At 43.6% G+C, this 23,680-nt stretch carries 19 protein-coding genes; 12 read left to right on the forward strand and 7 right to left on the reverse strand.

Annotation, left to right across the window (positions count from 1 at the left end; genetic code table 11):
- Positions 1–112 precede the first annotated feature (112 nt).
- The 5 genes from JMX50_RS07385 to mmsB all read left to right on the forward strand — a co-directional run bounded on the left by JMX50_RS07385 (position 113) and on the right by mmsB (position 6,235).
- The gene (locus tag JMX50_RS07385; RefSeq protein WP_201629046.1) at positions 113–1,597 is read left to right on the forward strand and encodes a CoA-acylating methylmalonate-semialdehyde dehydrogenase; all 1,485 of its coding nucleotides are present in this window, start codon (positions 113–115) and stop codon (positions 1,595–1,597) included.
- 185 nt (positions 1,598–1,782) lie between these two features.
- A complete protein-coding gene (locus JMX50_RS07390; RefSeq protein ID WP_201629047.1) occupies positions 1,783–2,943 on the forward strand; it encodes an acyl-CoA dehydrogenase family protein in 1,161 nt (386 codons plus the stop codon).
- Positions 2,944–3,075: 132 nt separating this feature from the next.
- On the forward strand, positions 3,076–3,858 hold the full coding sequence (locus JMX50_RS07395; RefSeq protein ID WP_201629048.1) for an enoyl-CoA hydratase: 783 nt from the start codon (positions 3,076–3,078) through the stop codon (positions 3,856–3,858).
- A 58-nt stretch (positions 3,859–3,916) separates the two neighbouring features.
- A complete protein-coding gene (locus JMX50_RS07400) occupies positions 3,917–5,185 on the forward strand; it encodes an enoyl-CoA hydratase/isomerase family protein (protein WP_201629049.1) in 1,269 nt (422 codons plus the stop codon).
- A gap of 96 nt (positions 5,186–5,281) precedes the next feature.
- Positions 5,282–6,235, forward strand: a complete 954-nt coding sequence (mmsB, locus tag JMX50_RS07405; RefSeq protein ID WP_201629050.1) for a 3-hydroxyisobutyrate dehydrogenase — start codon at positions 5,282–5,284, stop codon at positions 6,233–6,235.
- A gap of 153 nt (positions 6,236–6,388) precedes the next feature.
- On the opposite strand, the gene JMX50_RS07410 is transcribed toward mmsB, so the two are convergent.
- Entirely contained in the window at positions 6,389–7,147 is a 759-nt protein-coding gene (locus tag JMX50_RS07410; protein ID WP_201629051.1) for an IclR family transcriptional regulator, read from the reverse strand.
- Positions 7,148–7,800: 653 nt separating this feature from the next.
- Between JMX50_RS07410 and JMX50_RS07415 the strand changes: the two genes are divergently transcribed.
- The gene (locus JMX50_RS07415) at positions 7,801–8,670 is read left to right on the forward strand and encodes a hypothetical protein (RefSeq protein WP_201625615.1); all 870 of its coding nucleotides are present in this window, start codon (positions 7,801–7,803) and stop codon (positions 8,668–8,670) included.
- A gap of 120 nt (positions 8,671–8,790) precedes the next feature.
- Here the strand turns inward: JMX50_RS07415 and JMX50_RS07420 are convergent, their stop codons facing one another.
- The 3 genes from JMX50_RS07420 to JMX50_RS07430 all read right to left on the reverse strand — a co-directional run bounded on the left by JMX50_RS07420 (position 8,791) and on the right by JMX50_RS07430 (position 11,136).
- Positions 8,791–9,594 (reverse strand): 4'-phosphopantetheinyl transferase superfamily protein, encoded by an 804-nt coding sequence (locus tag JMX50_RS07420; protein ID WP_201629052.1) that lies wholly within the window; start codon positions 9,592–9,594, stop codon positions 8,791–8,793.
- Between the two features lie 206 nt (positions 9,595–9,800).
- Positions 9,801–10,319 carry a peptidoglycan-associated lipoprotein Pal gene (gene pal, locus JMX50_RS07425; protein ID WP_183618461.1) on the reverse strand — a complete coding sequence of 173 codons (519 nt, stop codon included), beginning with the start codon at positions 10,317–10,319 and terminating at the stop codon, positions 9,801–9,803.
- A 151-nt stretch (positions 10,320–10,470) separates the two neighbouring features.
- Positions 10,471–11,136: a DUF6231 family protein gene (locus tag JMX50_RS07430; RefSeq protein WP_201629053.1), complete on the reverse strand. Its 666-nt coding sequence runs from the start codon at positions 11,134–11,136 to the stop codon at positions 10,471–10,473.
- A gap of 272 nt (positions 11,137–11,408) precedes the next feature.
- On the opposite strand from JMX50_RS07430, the gene pepN reads away from it, so the two are divergent.
- The gene (gene pepN / locus JMX50_RS07435) at positions 11,409–14,051 is read left to right on the forward strand and encodes an aminopeptidase N (RefSeq protein ID WP_201629054.1); all 2,643 of its coding nucleotides are present in this window, start codon (positions 11,409–11,411) and stop codon (positions 14,049–14,051) included.
- Between the two features lie 150 nt (positions 14,052–14,201).
- On the opposite strand, the gene JMX50_RS07440 is transcribed toward pepN, so the two are convergent.
- Positions 14,202–15,284: a 3-deoxy-7-phosphoheptulonate synthase gene (locus tag JMX50_RS07440; protein ID WP_201619352.1), complete on the reverse strand. Its 1,083-nt coding sequence runs from the start codon at positions 15,282–15,284 to the stop codon at positions 14,202–14,204.
- Between the two features lie 552 nt (positions 15,285–15,836).
- Between JMX50_RS07440 and lpxB the strand changes: the two genes are divergently transcribed.
- Positions 15,837–17,087: a lipid-A-disaccharide synthase gene (gene lpxB / locus JMX50_RS07445; RefSeq protein ID WP_413786827.1), complete on the forward strand. Its 1,251-nt coding sequence runs from the start codon at positions 15,837–15,839 to the stop codon at positions 17,085–17,087.
- Positions 17,088–17,174: 87 nt separating this feature from the next.
- On the forward strand, positions 17,175–18,047 hold the full coding sequence (locus JMX50_RS07450; RefSeq protein ID WP_201629056.1) for a ribonuclease HII: 873 nt from the start codon (positions 17,175–17,177) through the stop codon (positions 18,045–18,047).
- Positions 18,048–18,198: 151 nt separating this feature from the next.
- On the opposite strand, the gene JMX50_RS07455 is transcribed toward JMX50_RS07450, so the two are convergent.
- Positions 18,199–18,864 (reverse strand): DUF924 family protein, encoded by a 666-nt coding sequence (locus JMX50_RS07455; RefSeq protein ID WP_201629057.1) that lies wholly within the window; start codon positions 18,862–18,864, stop codon positions 18,199–18,201.
- Between the two features lie 176 nt (positions 18,865–19,040).
- On the opposite strand from JMX50_RS07455, the gene JMX50_RS07460 reads away from it, so the two are divergent.
- Entirely contained in the window at positions 19,041–20,261 is a 1,221-nt protein-coding gene (locus JMX50_RS07460; protein WP_201629058.1) for a carboxynorspermidine decarboxylase, read from the forward strand.
- 271 nt (positions 20,262–20,532) lie between these two features.
- Positions 20,533–21,807 (forward strand): saccharopine dehydrogenase family protein, encoded by a 1,275-nt coding sequence (locus JMX50_RS07465; protein ID WP_201629059.1) that lies wholly within the window; start codon positions 20,533–20,535, stop codon positions 21,805–21,807.
- A gap of 169 nt (positions 21,808–21,976) precedes the next feature.
- Here JMX50_RS07465 and htpX read toward each other — a convergent pair whose 3' ends face one another.
- Entirely contained in the window at positions 21,977–22,891 is a 915-nt protein-coding gene (htpX, locus tag JMX50_RS07470) for a protease HtpX (RefSeq protein ID WP_201629060.1), read from the reverse strand.
- Positions 22,892–23,169: 278 nt separating this feature from the next.
- Here htpX and JMX50_RS07475 point away from each other — a divergent pair, with 278 nt between their 5' ends.
- A complete protein-coding gene (locus JMX50_RS07475; protein WP_201629061.1) occupies positions 23,170–23,631 on the forward strand; it encodes a methyltransferase family protein in 462 nt (153 codons plus the stop codon).
- Positions 23,632–23,680: the final 49 nt, after the last annotated feature.

A 23,680-nucleotide genomic window follows, 5' to 3' on the forward strand; every position in this document is an offset into this window, starting at 1 on the left:
TAAATCATTTTAAAAATTAAGTTTGATTGATAAAAACTTATCGTTTTTATCTCTTTTTTGAATACTAGGACACCATAAAAGGGTAGTCTCGCAAACAAGATAAGGATATCTTATGCACCACGTTAAACAGCTCATCAATGGTCAATTCGTTGATTCTAATACCAGTGAATGGATTGATATCACCGATCCCGCCACGCAAGAAGTCATCGCTAAAGTCCCGCAAACCACTGACGATGAAATCAATCAAGCCGTCGCTGCCGCCCAAACAGCCTTTCAGACATGGCGCAAAACGCCAATCACCACGCGTGCGCGTATCTTTTTAAAGTATCAAGCACTCATACGCGATCATATGGATGAGCTGGCAGAAATCCTGACAGCAGAGCAGGGTAAAACCATTGCTGATGCGCGCGGTGATGTATTCCGTGGTTTAGAAGTGGTTGAGCATGCCGCAGGTATTGGCAATCTGCAAATCGGCGACTTCGTTGAAAATGTCGCCTCAGGCGTTGATACCTATAGTATCTGGCAGCCATTGGGCGTCTGTGCTGGTATCACGCCGTTTAACTTCCCAGCGATGATTCCACTATGGATGTTCCCAATGGCGATTGCCACGGGTAATACATTCATTCTAAAGCCTTCTGAACAAGACCCGATGGTGACTATGCGTCTGGTTGAGCTTGCCGTTGAAGCGGGCGTACCTGAAGGTGTACTCAACGTCGTACATGGCGGCAAGGCGACGGTTGATGCAATTTGTGATCACCCAGATATTAAGGCGGTTTCATTTGTTGGCTCTACCAACGTCGGCAAGCATGTCTATGAGCGCGCTAGTCAATCTGGCAAACGTGCCCAGTGTATGATGGGTGCCAAAAACCATGGCGTTATCCTACCTGATGCCAATAAAGAGCAAACACTCAATCAGCTAGCGGGTGCTGCATTTGGTGCTGCCGGTCAACGTTGTATGGCGCTGTCAGTCGTGGTGCTAGTTGGTAAAGCAGGTGAGTGGGTTGATGATATTAAAGCTAAAGCAGAAGGCTTAGTGGTTTCAGCAGGTAAAAATGACAAGGATTTAGGTCCGCTCATTTCACCTGCCGCAAAAGCCCGTGTTGAGCATCTGATTGGTACTGGGGTAGAAGAAGGGGCAAGTTTAATATTAGATGGTCGCGGTATCACGGTTGAAGGCTATGAAAAAGGCAACTTCGTAGGACCAACTATCTTTGATAACGTCACCGCTGATATGCAAATTTATCAGCAAGAAATCTTTGGGCCTGTTCTGTGTATCATGCGTGCAGCTGACCTTGATGAGGCGATTGAGCTGCTTAATGCCAATCCACATGGTAATGGTACGGCGATCTTTACTCAGTCAGGCGCTGCTGCGCATAAGTTCCAACAGGATGTGCAAGTAGGTCAAATCGGTATTAACTTACCAATTCCTGTGCCACTACCGATGTTCTCATTCTCAGGCTCACGTGCTAGTAAGCTTGGTGATCTCGGTCCTTATGGTAAGCAGGCAGTACAGTTCTATACTCAAACTAAGACGGTGACTGCACGTTGGTTTGATGATGAGGCAAGCCGCGGTGTCAATACCACTATTTCAATGTAATCGTTAATCCAATATATTGGCAGCATAGCGACAGTCTTACTTAATGTTTTTTAGCAAAAGCATAATTTATGATTGTCGTTATAGCGCTGCTATACTGTATAACCAACACGGTTTAAACCACAGTAGACTGACGGCTTATAACCTTCTCTCCACCATATTTGCTATGCAAGCACAAGGATGACCCTATGGATTTCTCATTGACCGAAGACCAAATTGCCTTTCGCCAAACCGCTCGGCAATTTGCTCAAAAAGAGCTAAAGCCAAACGCGGCTGAATGGGATCGCACCTCGCACTTTCCAATTGATGTGATTAAGAAATCAGGTGAGCTTGGCTTTTTGGGGTTATATACCAATCCTGACTATGATGGTTTAGGGTTACCACGCTTAGACTCTGCCATGGTGTTTGAGGAGCTGGCATGGGGTGATACGGCAGTCGCTGCTTATATGAGTATTCATAACATGGCGAGCTGGATGATTGGTGAATATGGTAGCGATGCTTTGTGTAAAAAGTATTTACCCAATATGGTCAGCGGTGAGTGGCTTGGCAGCTACTGCTTAACTGAGCCGAATGCCGGTTCTGATGCCGCCTCATTACGCACCAAAGCCGACAAGCAAGGCGACTATTATGTACTCAATGGCGAAAAAACTTTTATCTCAGGCGCAGGCTCGACTGACGTATTAGTGGTCATGGCGCGTACAGGCGGTGCAGGCCCAAAAGGGGTTTCAGCATTTGTGGTAGACGCTGACAGCGCTGGTATCGAATATGGTAAAAACGAGCATAAAATGGGCTGGAAAGCGCAACCAACCCGTACCATCAGCTTTAAAGATGTCAAAGTACCAGCAGAAAATTTAATCGGTGAAGAAGGCCAAGGTTTTCGTATTGCGATGAAAGGCTTGGATGGCGGTCGTATCAATATTGGTATCTGTGCGGTAGGTACGGCGCAGTCAGCGCTAGAGACAGCGACCAATTACGTGCAAGAGCGTAGCCAGTTTGGTAGCCCGATTGCCAGCTTACAATCGGTACAGTTTAAGCTTGCTGATATGCTCACACAAACTATTACCGCGCGGCAAATGCTTTATTTAGCAGCTAATAAAGTCGATAACAATGACTCGCAAGCATCTACTTACTGTGCGATGGCAAAGCGTCTCTCAACGGATCTTTGTTTCGATGTTGCCAATGAAGCCTTACAGTTGCATGGCGGTTATGGCTATCTAAATGAGTATCCGCTTGAGCGCCATGTACGAGACTTGCGTGTGCATCAGATTTTGGAAGGCACCAATGAGATTATGCGAGTGATTGTCTCGCGTCAGCTTATGCAAGATGATGCACTGAGTCAATTGCGTTAATCGTAGTACGTAGCTATTTTATGACAATACTTTTATAGCAATACTTTAAGTTCGCTATGGTTTTCTATGGCTATTTTACCTAGCGTCTCACCAATAAATCGTACCAAATTCAGATAAAATAAAGGATTATTTATGACGGATTATACCAATCTCAAGTTATCAATTGACGGTCACATTGCTACCGTAACACTGAATAACCCACCAGCTCATACGTGGACGATGGACAGTCTGCCAGCGCTCAAACAGCTGGTCACTGACCTGAATGCAAATGATGATGTTTATGCCTTAATCATTCATGGCGATGGTGAGAAATTCTTTTCAGCAGGTGCGGACTTAAATAATTTCTCAGACGGTGATAAAGGCCAAGCAATCAGCATGGCCATCGCTTTTGGTGAAGCGTTTGAAGCACTATCAGCGTATCGCGGTGTCAGTATTGCAGTCATCAACGGCTATGCGATGGGCGGTGGACTTGAGTGTGCGCTGGCCTGTGATATCCGTATCGCAGAAGCGCATGCACAGATGGCCTTACCAGAGACCGGCGTGGGTTTATTGCCATGCGCGGGCGGTACGCAGAATCTGCCTTTACTGGTTGGTGAAGGCTGGGCGAAACGTATGATATTGTGCGGTGAGCGCATCGATGCCGATACTGCATTACGCATTGGCTTAGTCGAAGAAGTTACGGCAAAAGGTGGCGGTTTACTAGCGGCGCAAGCGCTAGCGCAAAAAGTCGCTAAGCAATCACCTGTTGCCGTCAGTTACTCTAAACAGCTTATCCAAGCCGCAAGAAACACCCCGCCTGCACAAAACCTTATCCATGAGCGCGAAGCTTTTGTTAAGTTATTCGACACCAAAGATCAGCGTGAAGGTGTGCAAGCGTTCTTAGAAAAGCGTAAACCCAATTGGCAAAATAAATAGGCCAAATTAAATCAGGCTTAGCGCTAATATTTTTCCTTTTAATTTTTAGGTTACTTTTATGACAGCAGCGACGACAGCGACGGACGATACTAATAATCAAAATCCTGTAGAAAACATCACACAAGAAGCGCCAGTATTGTTCAATACTGAGCCGACAGAATGTGGCTATCTTATTGGAATAATGACGTTAAATACACCCAAATCTCTCAATGCGCTCAGTGTCGAGATGTGTCAGTTATTAGCCCAGCAGCTAGAGCAGTGGCAAAATGACGATCAGATAGTGGCATTGGTATTAAAAGGAGCAGGAGAAAAGGCGTTTTGTGCCGGCGGTGATATCCGTAAGCTGTATGACAGTATGTCTACCAGTGCGCCGCTACCGAACCCTTATGCGACAGAGTTTTTCGGTCATGAGTATCGCCTTTATCGGCAGATGCATTTTTATCCAAAGCCGTTAATCCTCTGGGGCGACGGCATTATTATGGGTGGCGGCATGGGTTTGATGGCAGGTTGTAGTCATCGTTTGGTCACTGAGTGCACCCGCTTTGCCATGCCAGAAGTGACTATTGGACTGTTCCCAGATGCTTCTGGTAGTTGGTTTTTGCAGCGTATGCCAGCTAAAACAGGTTTGTTCTTAGGGCTAACAGGTGCGATGTGTAATGGCAATGACGCTTTATTAGCCAATCTTGCAGAGTATGCCGTTGCCAGTAGTGAATATGATGCCGTCATACAAGGTTTAAAACAGAGTAATTGGCAAGGAGCAGCAGGTAGTACCGATAAATGTCACAACGATAGTGCCTACAGTATTGTTAGCCGTGCATTGGCAGCGCAACCAGTAGCAGAATTGCCTGCAAGTAAGCTTGCGACATATTGGAAACCTATACAGCAGTTGATGAACAGCGGCGGACTGGGAGATATTGATGCACTTCTACAAAGTGACGAAGCGCTTGCAAAGCTAGATACAGACTTTGCAGCAGACAGCTGGACGCAGCGCGCAGTAGATACGTATCGACATGGCTGCCCAGTTACCGCTGCTTTGACCTATGCGCTTTATCATAAAGTGACTGATTTGTCGCTAGAGCAAGTCCTGTATTTAGAGGCCAACGTAGCGGTGCATTGTGCGGCCAATCCTGATTTTAAAGAAGGCGTACGTGCGCTACTGATTGATAAAGACCGTAATCCGCAGTGGTCACGTTCACTGGCAGACTGTCTCAGTAGCGAAGGGCAGGCGTATATACATCAGCACTTTGTGAATCCTTATGCTAAAGGTGAGCATCCTTTAGGCGATTGGTTGGGTGAAGACGCTTTAGGCAGCCAGCTTGTACGCTAAGAGCTTATCGGCTCATTATAAGAATCAGGTATAAATTAAAAAACGTTAAACTATGTGTAGCACTGTCTGCATAAGCAATCATCAAGGAGCGATGAGATGGGAACAAAGGATTCAGGTTTAAGCAATAAAGAGTCAAACAATACTGCCAAGCCAAATATAGCCTTTATTGGGCTTGGCAATATGGGCGCACCGATGGCAGAGAACTTACTAAAGGCAGGTTATACGCTATCGGTTTATGATTTATCTGCGGAGGCGACCGCGCGCTTGCAACAAGCAGGTGCCAGTGTGGCTGCTAGTCCTAAAGATGCTGCAAGCAATGCACAAGTCGTCATTAGCATGTTGCCTGCGGGCAAGCACGTCCATTCTGTCTATCTAGGAAATAATGGGGCTGAAGGCCTACTAGCAGAACTGCCCAAAGGCACATTGGTCATCGATAGCAGTACCATCGCTGCAGCTGATGCAAGATTGGTAGCAGAGGCAGCAAGTAAGCTTGGCATAGACTTCTTAGATGCGCCAGTCTCCGGCGGTACAGGCGGCGCCATCGCTGGTAGTTTAACCTTCATCGTTGGTGGCAGCGACGATGCGTTCGCCAAAGCTGAGCCGATACTAGCCGTCATGGGCAAAAATATATTTCATGCTGGCGAGCACGGTGCTGGACAAGTCGCGAAAATCTGCAACAACATGCTGTTAGGCATTCTAATGGCGGGAACGGCAGAGGCGATTAATTTAGGGGTTAAAAACGGCCTCGACCCTAAAGTGCTGTCAGATATTATGCTACAAAGCTCAGGTCGTAATTGGACGTTAGAGGTCTATAATCCTTATCCGCAAGTGATGGAAAATGTACCCTCTAGCAATGGCTATAAAGGTGGCTTTATGAGTAAGCTGATGCAAAAGGATTTAAACCTTGCAATGCAAACGGCTAAGGATACCGATGTTGAAACGCCTATGGGTGCCAAAGCGACGGAGCTTTACGAAGCACATACGGTAGAAAATGGCGATAAGGATTTTTCTAGTATTATGGCGCGTCATGACAGTTCAGTATTGTCTTAACGCCCTAAAAGATTAAAATTATTAATCGATTTTGAATAGAGTGCGTTTGCTAATTGTCGTCATTCTATTAACAAAGCATAAAAAAGGTCTGCGCTAGTTTTATAGCGCAGACCTTTTTGTGTTCGATCATATTTTTTCTTAATGATACAGGCCCTAGTTTTGCAGCTCATACACCAAAGCTTGAATATCCTGCGCAGCTGTTTGCAAGCGCGGCACATGCTCCAGTAGCTCATCTAATGACACGCGGATGGTTGGGGCGTGAATATATAAAGAAGCCAAATAGCGTGATTTTTTATCCAGTACCGGTACCGACACGGCTACCATCTCTGAGATAAACTCTTCATTGTCGATACCGATACCGGTCTCCGCAATACGATCAAGCTCGGCATTTAACGCATCAATATCCGTAATCGTATTTTTGGTAAATTTATCTAGTGGTAGTCCTTGCAGTATTTTAGCGCGGCTGGTCGCCGATAACTGGCTTAAATAAAGCTTACCGGTGGCCGTACACCACATCGGTGATTTTGCGCCGACAGGGAGATAAATCTGTAACGGTAGCGAGGTCTTAGCACGATTGGTATACATCATGTCCATCTGATAAGGAATGGCGATACCACAAGTCTCTTCAATCTCATCAACCAATTTGTGCAAAATTATTTGGCGCTCATTAAAGAATTGACGCTGCTGCCAAAGCTCGACGCTCAAATTACGTACCCGTTTGCCAGGAATAATACCGCCACCAATATCAACCGTAACAAACCCTTCATCGACCAAATTTTGAATCAATCGATGAATGGTCGGTTTTGGGATATCAAGCTCTTGCGATAGCTCAAGTGGCGAGAGGGGCTTTGAAGCGTAAGATACGGCTTCGATAATCTCTAACACACGGGTAATCGACGATACTTTAGGCATATAGATGGCTCAATAAGAATGATAAAAATAAAGCAGAAAACAAAAGACGCTGTAATTAGTTAGCTAAAGACCAGTAAATTCAAAGTCTAAAAGCAACTTTATGACTAAGACTAATTTAGCATATTATCGCGCTTAGACAAGCTTATATCTTATTAAATATAAACACATTTATCTACCATACTGCTATTTATACTAAGTATTAACTAACAGCTTTCTAAATCATCTGGTTTTTAAGTTGTTTGGCTTCTAAATTATCAGTGATTAGGTAATGTTAGATACGTTAACTCACAAACCACAACAAACTGTAGTAATAAACTCTATAACTGTAATTGAGTTAAAGTGTGACATAGGTCATTATACTGACATGTTTTGTAATACCTTTACATGAGCGTTAAGCGATTCAATATTCGTGTTTGTGCTATTCAGTTGCTTTGAGAGTATTGTGTAACAGGAAAGCGAAGTTTTGCGGATTGGTGTAGCAATTATTACAATATCTATGCAATCTTTACATAACGGCAAATAAAAAGCGCATCCATGGGGGTGACTTTTCAAGCCAAAATTGTTTTAATCTGCTCAACAAAATGGTTGTTTAAAAAAAGCTAAATTATCATTTTTTTACGGGCGAGTTATTTCACACTTTAGGAGAGTATTCTATGAAACTTATTAAATTAACGGCAATCTCTGCTGCTGTTTTAGCATCAAGTGCTGCATTGGCAGCTGAGCCAGTTATCGTTGTTGACGGTAATGAAGCAGTTGTATACGAAGCTGAGCCAGTAGCTGTTGCTTATCAAGCACAACCTGGTTATGCGTATGATGCTGACGCTGGTGTTGTAGGCAACACACTTGGTGGTACTAAAGGTTTCTTCAAACAAGTAGTAAACCCAGCATCTGTGAGTGCTGAAGTTGGTACTTTAGGTTATGGCGCTAACATCGGTTGGTCTCTAAACGAGAAAACTGAACTACAAGCTGGTTGGGCAGGTGGCGATGTTGCTGATCTATTCGGCGGTGACTTTGATGCAAACGATGTAAACTATGAAGTTGATTCTGATTTTAGCAACCCATACCTAGGCGTACAATTACGTCCTACTGGTAACTGGTTCACAATGGGTGCTGGTATCATCGTTCCTGATAATAGCTTTGATGTAACTGCTAACCCTAATGGCGGCGTTTATAAAGTTAATGGCGTGAAATATAATGCTGATGACGTAGGCGTTCTTAAAGGTAGTATGGATCATCGCAACAAGCTAGCCCCTTATGCTACTATCGGTTTCCGTCCTAATATTACCAACAACTTTGGTTTGTTTGGTGAGATCGGTGCTGCATACATGGGTCAAACTGATGCAAATGTTACTGCAAGTAAGTCAGGTCCAGTACGTGTAGAAGATGGCATTAATCCTGGTGGTACTGTTGTACCAGGACTAACTCCTGGCCAAGTAGCTAATTTAGCTAAAAATGAGCTTGAAGATAAAGATTGGTTAGAGTGGATGCCAATTGTTAAAGTTGGTGCAACTTACCGCTTCTAAGCTAATCACAGTCTAAAGACTGTTTTTAGAAGATAAGTAGTAATAAAAAAACGATCCTGAAAAGGGTCGTTTTTTTTGTCTAAAATAAAGTCAAAATGATGTGCCTGCATTAAATACTTTTTAATAGACAATCACAGTCTGCTGCTCAGGTAATAAGACGAGATAGTAACCGGTTTTATCATCGTTAAACGCTAACAAAGGTAGCTGTGCCTGTGCTTCGATACCGTTCACTAAACCAGTAATGAGATGGGAGTAATCCATACCTAACCCTTGCGCAAGTTTATACTGATGAATCTTGATAAAACACTCTTTTATTTGCCATAGTAACTTAGCAACAGTATCACGTTGCATAAAAGTTAGAGCTTGTAAGATAGCAATCTCATTAGTATGGTAAAAGCGTTTTGCCACCCGCCACTCAACGTTATTGGTTTCTATATCGATGCCTGCCGATCGATGACAACTGATAACAACCGCAACTTTATTATCTAACCCGTTAAAAGATTTTTCTCCACTCGGCTGAGTAGAATTATTTTGACTGCTTGCCCCAGTATGACTAAAGCACACATAATATTGGCTGTTAACAAGTCGATAGGGGAAGCTTACGTCATCCAAACTGTCAATAATACTTAGCTTGTTAAGTAGAGATTGTAATAACAGGCGTACACCAGCACGTTGCTGCTGGCGCTGTTGATAAGCGATTTTGCGCGCGGATAGAGAAACGTTAGAAATATGGTAGTGCCAAGTAATATGACTGAATTTATCAGTGTTGATATTCGATACGTTTGCGTTAAATAATGATGGTAAATTATCGAATAAGTGCAAAGACTCTAGAGGGCAAGACGCAGTTACCTGAGCCGTCGCGCACCACGTCGTGGAATCAAGTTGACTGTATTGAATATTATGTAATTTTAAGGTTGGCATCATTTATTTATAGTAAAGGCTATTAGCTTAAAGCTGTTGAGAGATAGGTTTCTTCGTATTTTTATGTAGATAAAGTCTACAGTTTGTCAGAATATAAACCACTTTTAACCATTCATTTTAGCGTAGCAGAATGCAAAAAGCCCAACAATATATTTGCTGGGCTTTTTGTTACTCATTAATTTAGGCTAACAAAGTCTTATCAAAAGCGATTAGTAAGACAATTCAGCACGGCGATTTTGTGCATAGGCATCTTCAGTCGTACCGGCTGCTGCTGGACGCTCTTCACCATAGCTGATGACACGGATGTTATTTACCGCAACACCTTGGGCAGCAAGATAATCACGTGCAGCTTGGGCACGGCGCTCACCTAGGGCGATGTTATATTCACGGCTACCGCGCTCATCAGTGTGACCAGCGATAACAACACCAGCGTTTGGATTTGAGCTTAGTAGACCGGCATGTTGGTTTAATACGCCAGCCGCTTGTGAGGTGATTTCACTGCTATCAAAGGCAAAGTATACAACTGCTTGCAGGTTCTCAGCACCAGTAATAACAGCATTTGAGTTACCGACGATAACCGCGCCGTTATAACCCGCTTGACCACCTGGGATACCTAGTGGGGCCACGACAACTTCTGAAGTCGCGCGTTTGTTGGCACAACCTGATGCCAATACCACAGCACTTGATAATACTGCTAGAGCAGCGATTTTTGAAAAACTGGTTGACATAATGAGCTCCTAAAATTTTAATGACATTTGTTGTTGTAAACTGCTTTTGGTAAAACTTAGGCAATTGCTATCTACCATATACTAAATGTTACTTTATGTAAGTAGTATTACTGTAAATAATTCGAGAATTTACATATACCTATCCGATATTTTACCAACGGTTCTTACCCCAGTTTTCAGGGTTCGCCCAGTAATCAGCATTGAGCCAATTTGGCAACTGCTTATAATCGTACAAATTAAACTGCCAAAGTGTGGCGGATATGGGCGACGATACCTTCAATGAAGAAATTTCTCTTTGATGAGTGATATCCTTGTCTAAAGATGCTTCGCTCAAAATATCGAACGGTGTCAAACCGTAAGCGCGCAAATCTATTGCCTTATCAAGCACGATAAGTAAATGGGCAGCATAGATGTCCCGATAGCGCATGAGTAGGGGGATATACTGTTGTAGTAATTCTGCCGATAAGGTAGGTAGCCAAAAGCAGGCCAAATTATAACGCTCAGGCCGCGCTTGTTGGGTAAGCTCGGTTAAAGTCGCTATAGGCGATGCTGTCATTTCATCATTGTTTTCATCGTTCTTATAGAGACTATCAGGCGCGCTGCTTTTTATAATGGCAATGCTATCTCTAAGTTGGGCTTGCAGATTTAAGCGTTCTTGCTTATCTGGTACGACCCACAATATTTCACCCTGATGATTATCGACAGAGGTTAGTTGCTCAGTTACTTGGCTTTGCGTCGGTGCGGCTAATGAAGGTAGTAACGCCTCAATATAAGCACTTAATAATGGTAAAGTAATATTTGAAGCATCAGTCGTCATAAGGTTGGTCGTTTAATTGGTAGTCAGGTTAGCAATCAGCCTATTAAATCATGTTAATAGACATTATCCAATGATTAACTGCTGTGATTGATAAAGGGGATAGTGATTAATAAACGAATAAAAAGGCGAGCGGTTCATGCTAGCCATGACTACTACCTGAGTAATAAATGCTAAGCTGGTTTTTATTCATCCTCGCACTTGAAATTTGGTGGTTTAGGGCAATGTAGCTAAGTGTTGTAAGCTTTTTATCATAAATAATAATAGGAACTTCCATGTCCACCACTGAAACCGCTGCTCAAATTATCAATCCTGACATGCCAGATGTGCCATCACATGCTCCAACTAAAATTCATTTAAAAGATTATAGACCATCAAGCTTTGATGTCGAAACCGTTGATTTGGATATTAAGCTATTTGATGATCATGCCATTGTAGATAGTACTTTGGTGATGCAGCGTCAGACTGACGGCGACTTGGTGCTGTATGGCGAAGCGCTTGAGCTGATGTCTATTAAGCTTAATGATGAGCCGCTTGCTCGTAATCGTTATACGCAAGCTGAGGGCACACTAACCATTACCGATGCGCCAAAAAATACCAAATTACAGCTGCAAGTACGCATCCATCCGCATACCAATACGGCGCTTGAAGGCTTATATATTGCCGGTAGTGGTGACGATACCATGTTTGTCAGCCAGTGTGAGCCAGAGGGCTTTCGCAAGATTACCTTTTATCCAGACCGTCCTGATGTGCTCGCGATATTTACCACACGCTTAGAAGCCGATAAGCGTTTTCCAACGCTACTGAGTAATGGTAATTTGCTCGAAGCGGGTGAAGTATTGGATGCACCTGAGCGTCATTATGCGATTTGGCAAGACCCGACCAATAAGCCAAGCTATTTGTTTGCTTGCGTTATCGCTGACTTGGATGTATTGACTGATAGCTATACGACGAGCGAAGGGCGTGAGGTAATGCTTGAGCTCTATGCGAAGTCTGAAGATATCGATAAATGTGCTGTCGGTATGCAAGCTTTAAAAGACTCCATGCAATGGGATGAGGTCAATTATGGTCGCGCTTACGATTTAGACCGTTATATGATTGTGGCGGTTAGCCAGTTTAATATGGGCGCGATGGAAAACAAGGGTTTAAATATCTTTAACACCGCTTGTGTACTGTCTAGCCCTGAGACCACCACAGATTCGCGCAGCTTTAGTGTCAAATCTATCATTGCCCATGAATACTTTCATAACTGGACGGGCAATCGCATTACGTGCCGTGATTGGTTTCAGCTGTGTCTAAAAGAGGGCTTTACCGTTTACCGGGATCAATCGTTTTCAGCCGACCAGCAATCAAGTGCCGTCCAGCGTATCGATGATGTGGCAACCTTGCGCGCGCATCAGTTTGCTGAGGATGCAGGACCGTTAGCGCACCCTGTACGCCCTGAAAGTTTCGTTGAGATTAATAACTTTTATACCACCACTGTCTATGAAAAAGGTGCTGAAATTGTCCGTATGATTGCCAATACGTTAGGGCCTGATAACTTCCGTAAAGGTACGGATGAGTACTTCCGTCGTTACGATGGGCAAGCAGTAACAGTTGAAGACTTTTTATCGGCGCTTAGTATTACCGATAGCAAAATTGAAGACTTTATCGACTGGTATCGTCAGCCCGGTACGCCAGTGGTCTCTGGTCACCAAAGTTATGACAGCGCGACGCAGACATTGACTATTACTTTGAGTCAGCAAACCCGTCATGTTGCAGGCTTTGATGCACCAAAACCATTGCCGATACCTGTAGCGACCGCGCTATTTGATAAAGATTCTGGTGCTATCGTCGCCGAGCGTATGTTGCTGCTCGATCAAGCCACACAAACCTTTACCTTTGAAAATGTAGTAAGCGAGCCAGTAGTATCCTTGCTACGTGATTTTAGCGCCCCAGTACAGCTCAATTATGATTATCAAGATGAAGATTTGGCGTTTTTGCTTCAATATGAGAACAATGGCTTTAACCGCTGGCAAGTGACGCAAATGCTCGTCAATCGCATTTTACTGCAAGGTCAAGGGGCGAAAAGCAGTCCTGAGATATATCTGCAAGCAGTGGCGCAGACCTTGCCGGAATTGGCTGCTAGTGATGCGATGTTGGCGGCGCGTTTGCTTGATATCCCATCTGCACCAGAGTTGGCATCTGCTATTCATAAAGATTACGATCCAGAGCTGGTAAAAGCACAGCGTGAAGGCTTATATCAACAGCTGGCAGAGGCGCTAAAAGATCAATGGTCTGAGCTTTATAAGCAGCTACCGATGCAGGCTTATGAAGACAGTGCCGCCGCTCGTGGCACCCGTGCTTTACGTAATGTGGTACTCGATATGGCATTGACCGCCAACGTTACTGGTGCTCCTGAATGGGCGCAGCAGCAGTATGATAATGCCAGCTGTATGACAGAACGTTTTGGCGCGTTAAAAGTGATGGTCAATCATCAACTGGCAAATGCTGATGCCTATTTGGCGGACTTTTATAAGCGCTTCCAAAATAATGATTTGGTTATTGATTTATGGTTCAGTGTGCAAGCCTCTGCTGACACGGTCACACCTGATACTATTAAATTCTTACTTGCGCATGCAGATTTTGATTGGAATACGCCCAACCGTGTACGCTCAGTCATCAGCGCCTTTACCTCGCAGCCAACGGTCTTATGGACGGCAGAAGGGTTAGATATTTATATCGCTGTGATTAAAAAGCTGGATGACGCCAATCCTGTGTTAGCATCGCGTTTATTACAAGTGCTGGCACGTTGGAATACCTTGGCTGAACCACGTCGTCAAATGGCGCATGAGCAGTTACTTGAACTGCAGAAGCAAGCGACTTCTAAGCACGTAATTGAAAGCTTAAACAGTGTTTTAGGGTCAGCGAGCGAGTAGGGTGAGTTAAATGACTCTATAACCATAAACTAAATTATTTTATAAGAAAAAGCCCGTCCGATATTATTATCGGACGGGCTTTTTTATGAAACGCTTAATAATGCTTAAAAAACTTAATGACGTTTGCTTATGGGCAATTGTTATTAAAAATTAACGATTTGGTAATACGTCTTTAACCATATCACGTAGATTGCGCATGGCAGTGACCGTACTATCCCAATCTAAGCAACCATCGGTGATAGATTTGCCATATTCAAGTTGGCTCAAATCAGCCGTCAGCTTTTGATTGCCGCCTTTTAAATGGCTCTCAATCATCAGACCGATGATAGACTTATTACCGTTTTTGATCTGCTCGGCAACGTTTTGGATGACCATTGGTTGCAGATACGGGTCTTTACCTGAGTTGGCATGGCTTGAGTCAATCATAATCTTACTATTGGTCTTGCCTTTAGCCAGCTCGTTTTCTACTTGCGCAACAGCGGTTTCATCATAGTTTGGCTTGCCATTACCACCGCGTAGTACCACGTGTGCGTAAGGATTGCCTTTTGATTTGATGATAGAAACTTTACCATCTGCTGATAAGCCAAGGAAGCTATGACCTTCTTTCACTGCTTGCATGGCATTAACAGCAACCGTCATACCGCCATCTGTACCATTTTTAAAGCCAACTGGGCACGATAAGCCTGAGCTCATTTCACGATGCGTTTGGCTTTCGGTCGTACGCGCGCCAATCGCTGACCAGCTAATCAAATCCTGCATGTATTGCGGCGTGTTTGGGTCTAATGCCTCAGTCGCACACGGCAGACCTTTTTCGTTCAAATCAAGTAGTAGCTTACGGGCAGTGCGCAGACCTTTTTCGATATCAAAGCTGTCGTTCATATCAGGGTCATTAATCATGCCTTTCCAGCCAACCGTGGTACGCGGCTTTTCAAAATAGACGCGCATCACAACGAAGATGCTGTCTTCAATCTCTTTTGCCAATACGGCTAAGCGATCGGCATACTCGTGGGCGGCTTTAATATCGTGAATAGAGCAGGGGCCAATAACCACAAATAGACGCTTGTCTTTACCATCGAGGATATCTTGGATGGTATTGCGACCTTTTAGAACCGTGTTATAGGCGTCATTCGACAAAGGGAGCTCAGACTTTAGCTCAGCGGGAGTGATTAAAGGAATGAATTTTTCAATATTCACGTCGTCAATATCTGCATTATGGATAACTGGTGTTGTCATGGTTATATATCGTCTAGCTGATTTATAGGGATATTCATTATGCGGACAAAAGCGCCGGTTGACAAGGGCAGTCGCACAGTTAATTGACTGCTAACTGGAATACTGAGGTTAAAACTTCGTTATCATTGCCGAGTCTGAGCTATATGCTGGGGTTAATAGGTATCAAAATTAGGTGTTAAAATGAAAGTTAATTTTGTCTGTGCTAATGAATAAGCGTTATGCTTTTAGACAGTAATTATCGAGCTTTTATTGGCTAATTTAGCTATTTTAAGCACTGTCACGTATGATGAGCTTATAAACAACCGCATTTAAGACTTATAAATTGAGCTTGAGCCTAATAAATGCTGCTAAGGTGGCTTTTAATAGGCATCTTATGAGCGATTTCATATACTATATTTTATAATATTCATATTGTGTTTTTTGTCCTATTTTAACTGTACTGCTTTGATGGTACTAACTTGATATTGAGAGCTTGTCATGACAGATTCTGCTACGCCTCACCAACCTTCTGATTTAACGTCAGCGCCTGATGGCTATAATGCTTATGAGGCAATGCCTGCTGTGACGGGTGCGCCACTGGTCATAGGGATTGTCGCTGGTGAAGTGTCAGGGGATAGCTTGGGTGCAGATTTTATGCAGCAGATGAATAACCTGCGCGATGATATCATTTGGGTTGGTGTTGGCGGCGCAAAAATGAAAGCGCAAGGGCTACAAAGTATTTTTCCATTATCGCGCTTGGCAGTCATGGGCTTGGTAGAAGTGATGGCGCAATTGCCTGATTTGCTTAAAGCGCGGCGTGAATTATTAACGGCCTTTAAAGCCGCCGATATTGATTGGTTTATTGGCATCGATGCGCCTGATTTTAATCTCAGAGTGGCGAAGAAATTAAAGCCGCAAGGGGTGTTTTGCGTACAATATGTCAGCCCTTCTATCTGGGCATGGCGTGAGGCGCGTATTCATAATATCAAAGCGGCGACCAATTTGGTGCTTTGCTTATTTCCATTTGAGCTGCCGGTTTATGAGCGTCATAATCATCCGGCGATATGTGTCGGTCATCCGCTACTACGAACCATTGATCAGACGCTACTTGAGACGCCAGTCAATCAGCGCCGTAGCGAGTTGGTCTGGCATAATGACGGCTTGCAGCAATTTTTTATCGACCGTTTTGATGATGTCAGCCAGCTTATCTGTGTCATGCCAGGCTCGAGACGCGGTGAAATTACAGCAATCTTGCCGCTCATGCTCGATGGTATCCAAAAGCTGATTTTATTAGACCCAAAGCTGTGTTTTATCATTCCAACGGTCGATCAAAATCATCAATATATTGTGCAAGATGTCATTGATAAGCGCTCAGAGCAGCTGCGCGCGGCGATTGTGGTGGTCTATGATGACAGTCAGCCAACCTTTAGTCAGCAAGCGATGGCGGCATCAGACATGGTGATGCTGGCATCGGGTACTGCAACCTTGGAAGCCATGTTGCTTGAGCGGCCTATGGTGGTGATTTACCAGTTAAATCAGCTGACCTATCAGATTGCTAAACGTTTGGTTAAAGTGCCTTATGTCGGTTTGCCTAATATTTTGGCAGATAGCGCGATTGTGCCCGAGCTTATCCAAGAGCAGGCAAGTGGTGATAACATCTGTCGTACCGTGATGCGTCTGCTGCAGCCTCGCGCCTATGCTGAGCAATTAAAGGCGCTCATTGATACCAAGCATCTATTACAACAGCAGAGCAATCATGACCCTGCTAATAGCGTGATTGAACAGTGGTTTTTGCAGGATAATCACCAATCCCAAGTTCAATAAAGGTAAGTTCCCTAAGCATAATTAAACTAGCTTCAATATCATTTGCATCACTCTTAAATTTTTTAATAAATAAGACAGTACAATTTTATGAGTAACACACCTTGCAGCGCAAATCCTTTCACGCCAATTAGCATCTGTATCGAGCAAGTAGATATTAAAGGTCAATACATTCAACTGGCGGCTCCCATACATTTATTAGGTCAAATAAATTTATTTGAATTGCTGGCGCAATATCCGATAAATGAAGAGCGCGAACAAGCACCTATACAAATTGGTGTAGACGAAGCAGGGCGCGGACCTCTGCTAGGCAGTGTCAATGTTGCTGCTGCAATATTACCTGCTACTTGGTCAGGGCTAATCGAGGACGCGCCACTCAAAGGTACGCCATTATCTATATTGACGGATTCTAAGCAGCTGAGTGAAAAAAAACGCGACATTCTTTATTCATTGGTTCAGCAATATGCCGTCGGTCACATCGTCGCTGATATACCGGCAGCGGTCATCGACCAAGTTAATATTTTGCAAGCAACGATGCTGGGTATGCGCCTATGTACTGAGGTTTTGTTAGAAATAGTTGCCAAGCATCTTAATACCGGTGATAAAAGGCAGTTTGAGGTATTGATTGATGGCAATCGCTGTCCGGATTTGGATTATGCAAGCCTTGCTAAATCAGGCATAGAGCGTTCAGTCATTGACTGCCAAGCGTGGGTAAAAGGCGATGCGCGTCATACCAGTATTGCGGCCGCTAGTATCTTAGCTAAAGTTAGCCGTGATAAAACTATGTATGCGCTTGATACTGAATATCCTGAATATGGAATTGCTAAGCATAAAGGCTATCCGACGCGCGCCCATACGGAAGCTATTTCAGCTCATGGTGTGTTAGCCGCGCATAGACGTAGCTTTGCACCGGTAAGAAAAGCGCTTGAAAACGTAACGCATACCGAGAGTGGCAATAGGTAAGTGGTTAAGATATTTAGAAAATAGCCTAAGCAAATCTATTAGATAAATAGCTATCACTCAAATATAAAAAACCACCTATTTAATAAATAGGTGGTTTTTAGTCCATTATTCAACAGTTAGGTTCTATTAAGGCTTAAAGTTTAATAACTGCTTAAAAAGACGAGTTGGGCTGCTGTAAAAACGCCTCTTCTTCGAGAGTTGATTCACGACCCAAGGTCTCATTGCGGTGCGGATAACGGCCAAACTTATCAATAATGTCTTTGTGGCGACGCTCAAAGTCTAAAGTGTCGGCATCGTTTAGTTGCTCAAAAAGTGGTAGATAACGTTTATGAATCATCGCTGATTCAGAATGCATAAACGGCATAATAATAAATTTACGCCACGGTGTTGGTAGAGTATCAAAATGTGGCTGCCCAATGGCTTCTTGTGCCAATACCAACGCCATACCATCTTGAGCAAACGCGCATGCTTGCTCGCGACATAAATTACGCGAAAACTGATCTAAGACAATGATTTCAGCCAAGCGTCCCGCCAACGCTGTGATTGAGCTGTTACTATCGGCTGGCGCGTCTGCAATGCGCCACGTGACGCATTCGCCTTGTTTTGCGGCTTGCCAAATCTTGCCAAACTTATCATTTATCTGCTTATCAAAGTCATCATTTTGCGCAAACCAGTATGGCTCATTGTCTTTGTCAAACCAAAAATCCAACACGGCACGCGCCTCTGAATCAAGATGCTCTAAATTTATATTTTTGAGCTCGAGTGACGATAAATTGGTATGGCTTTTTGAGGTAGAATAATCGGTTGAGAGTGACATAAGCTATTCTAATTGTGATGAATTTATACTACTATAGCGCACTTATTTGGCCCTGTCATTTGGCCTTGTCACAATGTGTGATAACGTGTCATGACTGTATCACAGTGCGCCATTAAGCCATCGTTAGCATTAAGCTATTATCGCCGTATATTGTTAAAGCTATTAGGTTATCTCTTATGAACTCAACACCAGCTGTCTCTCTTGCCGCGCTGAAAACGCCTTACTATTTGCTTGATGAAGCGGCGATTGTCGCAAATATGCAGATTATCGCTCGTCTGTGCGAGCTATCGGGCGCCAAGGCTTTACTCGCGCTCAAATGTTTCGCAACTTGGGGTGTTTTTGATGTGATGGAACCCTATTTGCATGGCACTACCTCGTCTTCATTGAATGAGGTGCGATTGGGCTATGAGACTTTTGGTAATAATAATGCCGATAATGAAGACGATAACAAAGATAAAAAAGAAACCCATGCCTACAGCGTCGCTTATAGCGCGGATGAAATCGACGAAGTATTAAGTTATGCAGATAAAATTATTTTTAATTCTATCTCGCAATTAAATGCGTTTAAAGATCAAGCAGCAGCAAAAAACATCCCAGTTGGATTACGCTTAAATCCAAAGACCAGTAATTCATCGTTTATTATCGCTGATCCTGCTCGTCCTTTTAGTCGCCTTGGTGAGCATGATAAAGATAAGATTGCAGCGGTACTTGTTGATATCACTGGGGTTATGATTCATAACAACTGTGAAAATGACAGCTTTGAGGCATTTAGTGCAAGCTTGGCCGATATTGAAGCTAGATTTGGTGACGTCTTAGCACAGCTTGAATGGGTGAGTTTGGGCGGAGGTATTCATTTTATCGCGCCTGATTATCCATTGGAAAAATTGGCAGACAGATTAAAAGGCTTTAGCGAAAAATACGGCGTACAAGTTTACCTTGAGCCGGGTGAGGCGAGCATTCATGGCGCTGGCTCATTGGTGACGACAGTATTAGATACCATGCACAATGAAAAAAATCTAGCCGTTGTTGATGCCTCTATCGAAGCGCATATGCTTGATTTGCTGATTTATCGTGAGTCGGCGCCTATAGCGTCTATTAATGGTGAGTTCATGGCTATTGCACCTGTTAACAAAGACCAAGTAGATGATGCCGTCGATAACACCATTATTTACGGTCGTTCTTGCTTGGCGGGTGATATTTTTGGCGAATATATTTTACCTAGCAATTTACAGATCGGCGATAAGATTGCGTTTGGTAATGCCGCAGGCTATACCATGGTGAAGAAAAACTGGTTTAATGGCGTTAATATGCCTGCAATTGTTATCCGTCGTCTGGACGGCAGTATCGATATTCAGCGCGAGTTTGATTATCAAGATTATAAGGCGAGTTTGTCATAACGCTGTTATGCTTGGCATTATTAAATCATACTGCCAAACAACTATCTAGAAATGAGGGTTGGTCTTGAATTTTCTAAGTTATGTTGTAATTTTTGCCGAAAAGTAAGTAAAAATTGTTATAATTGCCACTGGCAAAGGCAGTCGGATTTGTCTAACGGGTGCGTGGGTTTTCCTCGGTCTTCCTTTTTAATTCACGCATATCATTCACTCGTTTCTGTTTTGCATAGCCAATATCAATGGTATCGACAGGGACACAAAGGAGGATTGTTCTTTGAACACAAACCAACAAGCTAAGTCCAACAAAAAAGATGTACTTATCATCGGCGCAGGCGGCGTTGCTCAAGTGGTCGCGCATAAATGTGCGATGCATAATGATGTGCTCGGCGAGATTCATATCGCCTCACGTACTAGAGATAAGTGCGATGCCATCGCCCAAAGCGTTAAAGACAAAGGTAGCTTTAAGCAAGCTGCTGTCTTGCATACGCATCAAGTCGATGCCATGGATAGCCAAGCGCTGATACAACTGATTCAAGATACTGGTGTGCAAATCGTTATCAATGTCGGTTCGGCATTTGTAAATATGACGGTTTTGGAAGCTTGTATTGAGACGGGTACTGCGTATATTGATACCGCTATTCATGAAGATCCGCGCAAGATTTGCGAGACGCCGCCATGGTATGACAACTATGAATGGCAGCGTAAGCAGCGCTGTGCGGACAATAATGTCACGGCAATTTTAGGTGCAGGATTTGATCCCGGCATGGTCAACGCCTATGCGCGCCTTGGCTATGACATGATGGATGCAGGTTCTGTGACTGATATTGACATTATCGATATCAATGCGGGCAGCCACGGTAAGTACTTCGCCACCAACTTCGATCCTGAGATTAACTTCCGTGAATTTACTGGTACGGTTTATTCTTGGCAGGACAGTAAGTGGCAGTCGAATAAGATGTTTGAAGTAAAGCGTACCGATGATTTGCCAGTCGTTGGTGTGCAAAACAGCTATTTAAGTGGTCATGACGAGATTCATTCTTTATCGGCTAACTTAGATGTGCCAAACATCCGCTTTTGGATGGGCTTTGGTGAGCATTATATTAATGTTTTCACCATGCTACAAAACCTAGGTTTATTGTCTGAGCAGCCGGTGATGACTGCGGAAGGGCAAGAAGTGATACCGTTAAAAGTGGTCAAAGCCGTGCTACCAGATCCAAGCTCGCTTGCGCCAAACTATACCGGCAAGACCTGCATTGGTGATAAGGTTAAAGGCAAAATCAACGGCGTTGATACCGAGGTATTTATCTATAATATCTCAGATCATAAAGAAGCTTATAATGAGGTCGGCAGCCAAGGTATCTCTTATACTGCTGGCGTGCCACCTGTCGCTGCTGCGATGTTAGTCGCAACTGGTGAGTGGGATGCGGGCAAAATGGTCAACGTCGAAGAGCTTGATGCCAAGCCATTTATTAATCTATTGAATAAGATTGGCTTGCCAACGCGTATCAAAGATAGCGAAGGCGATAGAGCATTAGAGTTCGATATTTAGTCAGTAAGTTTATCTAATAAAAAGCCTATCTTTTAAAGATAGGCTTTTTTTATGTTTGGTTGTAGTGTGACTTTACGGGAAGGTAAAGGAAGCTGATCCTGCCATGCGCTTTATCTACTCAACTGGGCGGGGCGCACCCTACGGCCTAAACAAATCATCACACTTTTTACTATGCTTCCCGAGGATTATACTTCCTCAACGCCGCAATACGGTCATCCAGCGTTGGATGTGAGCGGAAAAGGTTAGCGATACTAAAGCCAGTAGATTGCCCAGACGAGATTGCAAATGCTTTCATGCTCTCTGGCATTTGATCTGGACGCTGTTCAGAAGGACGCAAGGCATCAAGTGCACTAATCATTTTGTCACGGCTGGCAAGCTTTGCACCCATCTCATCAGCGCGGAATTCACGTAGACGTGAGAACCACATAACGATGGCAGACGCCAAAAATCCAAGCAAAATATCCATCACGATACTCGTCACAAAGTAGCCAATGCCGGGGCTATCACTGGTATTTTTAAAGACAGTACGGTCGACGAAGCTGCCGATAATGCGCGCAAAGAACATCACAAAGGCGTTTACCACGCCTTGAATGAGAGCAAGCGTCACCATATCGCCGTTGGCCACGTGACCGATCTCATGCGCCAATACTGCTTCTACTTCATCTTGATTCATATTCTGCAACAGACCAGATGAAACCGCGACCAGCGCTTTATTTTTATTCCAGCCAGTTGCAAACGCGTTCGGCTGGGAATTATTAAAAATTCCCACTTCTGGCATACCGATATTTACCGCTCGTGCTTGTTTAGCGACGGTATCTACCAGCCATTGTTCCGTGGCGTTGCTTGGCGTTTCAATAACCACTGTCCCCGTTGATCTTTTAGCCATCCATTTTGAAATAAATAGCGAAACCATCGAGCCAACCATGCCGTATATACCGCACATAATGGCAAGGCTGGTGTAATTTAGCCCGCCTGCGCCATGTACGCCACCAATCCCAAAAAATCTGGATAAAATACCAAACACGATGCTAAATACCACAATGACCGCTAAGTTGGTCAACAAAAACAATCCGATACGCATCATGACGCTAACTTCCTCATTAAATTCAACGACAGTGTTAGGAGCAATTCCTTTACCGTAATAAAGACTAAAAATTAAACAGAGGACAATTATAACCTTCTAGAAGTAATATAGGCGCCAATTCTAATATGAATAGTCACTTAAAACTTGTAAAGTAGGGGCAATAGCGGCGTAAAGTATTTAACTGATGAAAAGTAAAAGACAGAAAATTAAAAAATAATCAGTACTATGATAAGTAATTAACCGCTCATATATCATTTAATCATATATAAGGTTTCATTATGAACGCTCTAGCGCTTAAAGTACCACCAGTAGCACAAGTCATTATTACCGCTGCTGCCATGTATGGCGTCTCTAAAATGGTTCCTGCTTTGACGTTCTCACTCAACGGCTCAACTGCACTGGCAGTGGGTTTGGGTGTGATGGGAATGAGCTTAGGTGTCATGGGTGTGACGCAATTTAAAAAGGCGCAGACCACACCCAATCCGCAGGCGCTTGAGAAAGTATCTAGTTTAGTAACCAGTGGCATATATCGATATAGTCGCAATCCTATGTATTTAGGCTTGGTGCTTATCTTATTAGGCTGGGCATTCTATCTGTCGCACTTTCTAGGGTTTGTGTTATTGCCCGTTTTTATACTTTATATGACACGTTTTCAGATACAGCCAGAAGAGCAAATGATGGCACGAAAATTTGGTAAAACTTATCAAGCATATCTAAATAAAGTGCGGCGCTGGATTTGAGGTATAGTAAGTAAAGAGAGTTATTATGCATAAATGATCGATTAAATCA

The organism is Psychrobacter maritimus, assembly GCF_904846345.1.
Lineage (GTDB): Bacteria > Pseudomonadota > Gammaproteobacteria > Pseudomonadales > Moraxellaceae > Psychrobacter > Psychrobacter maritimus.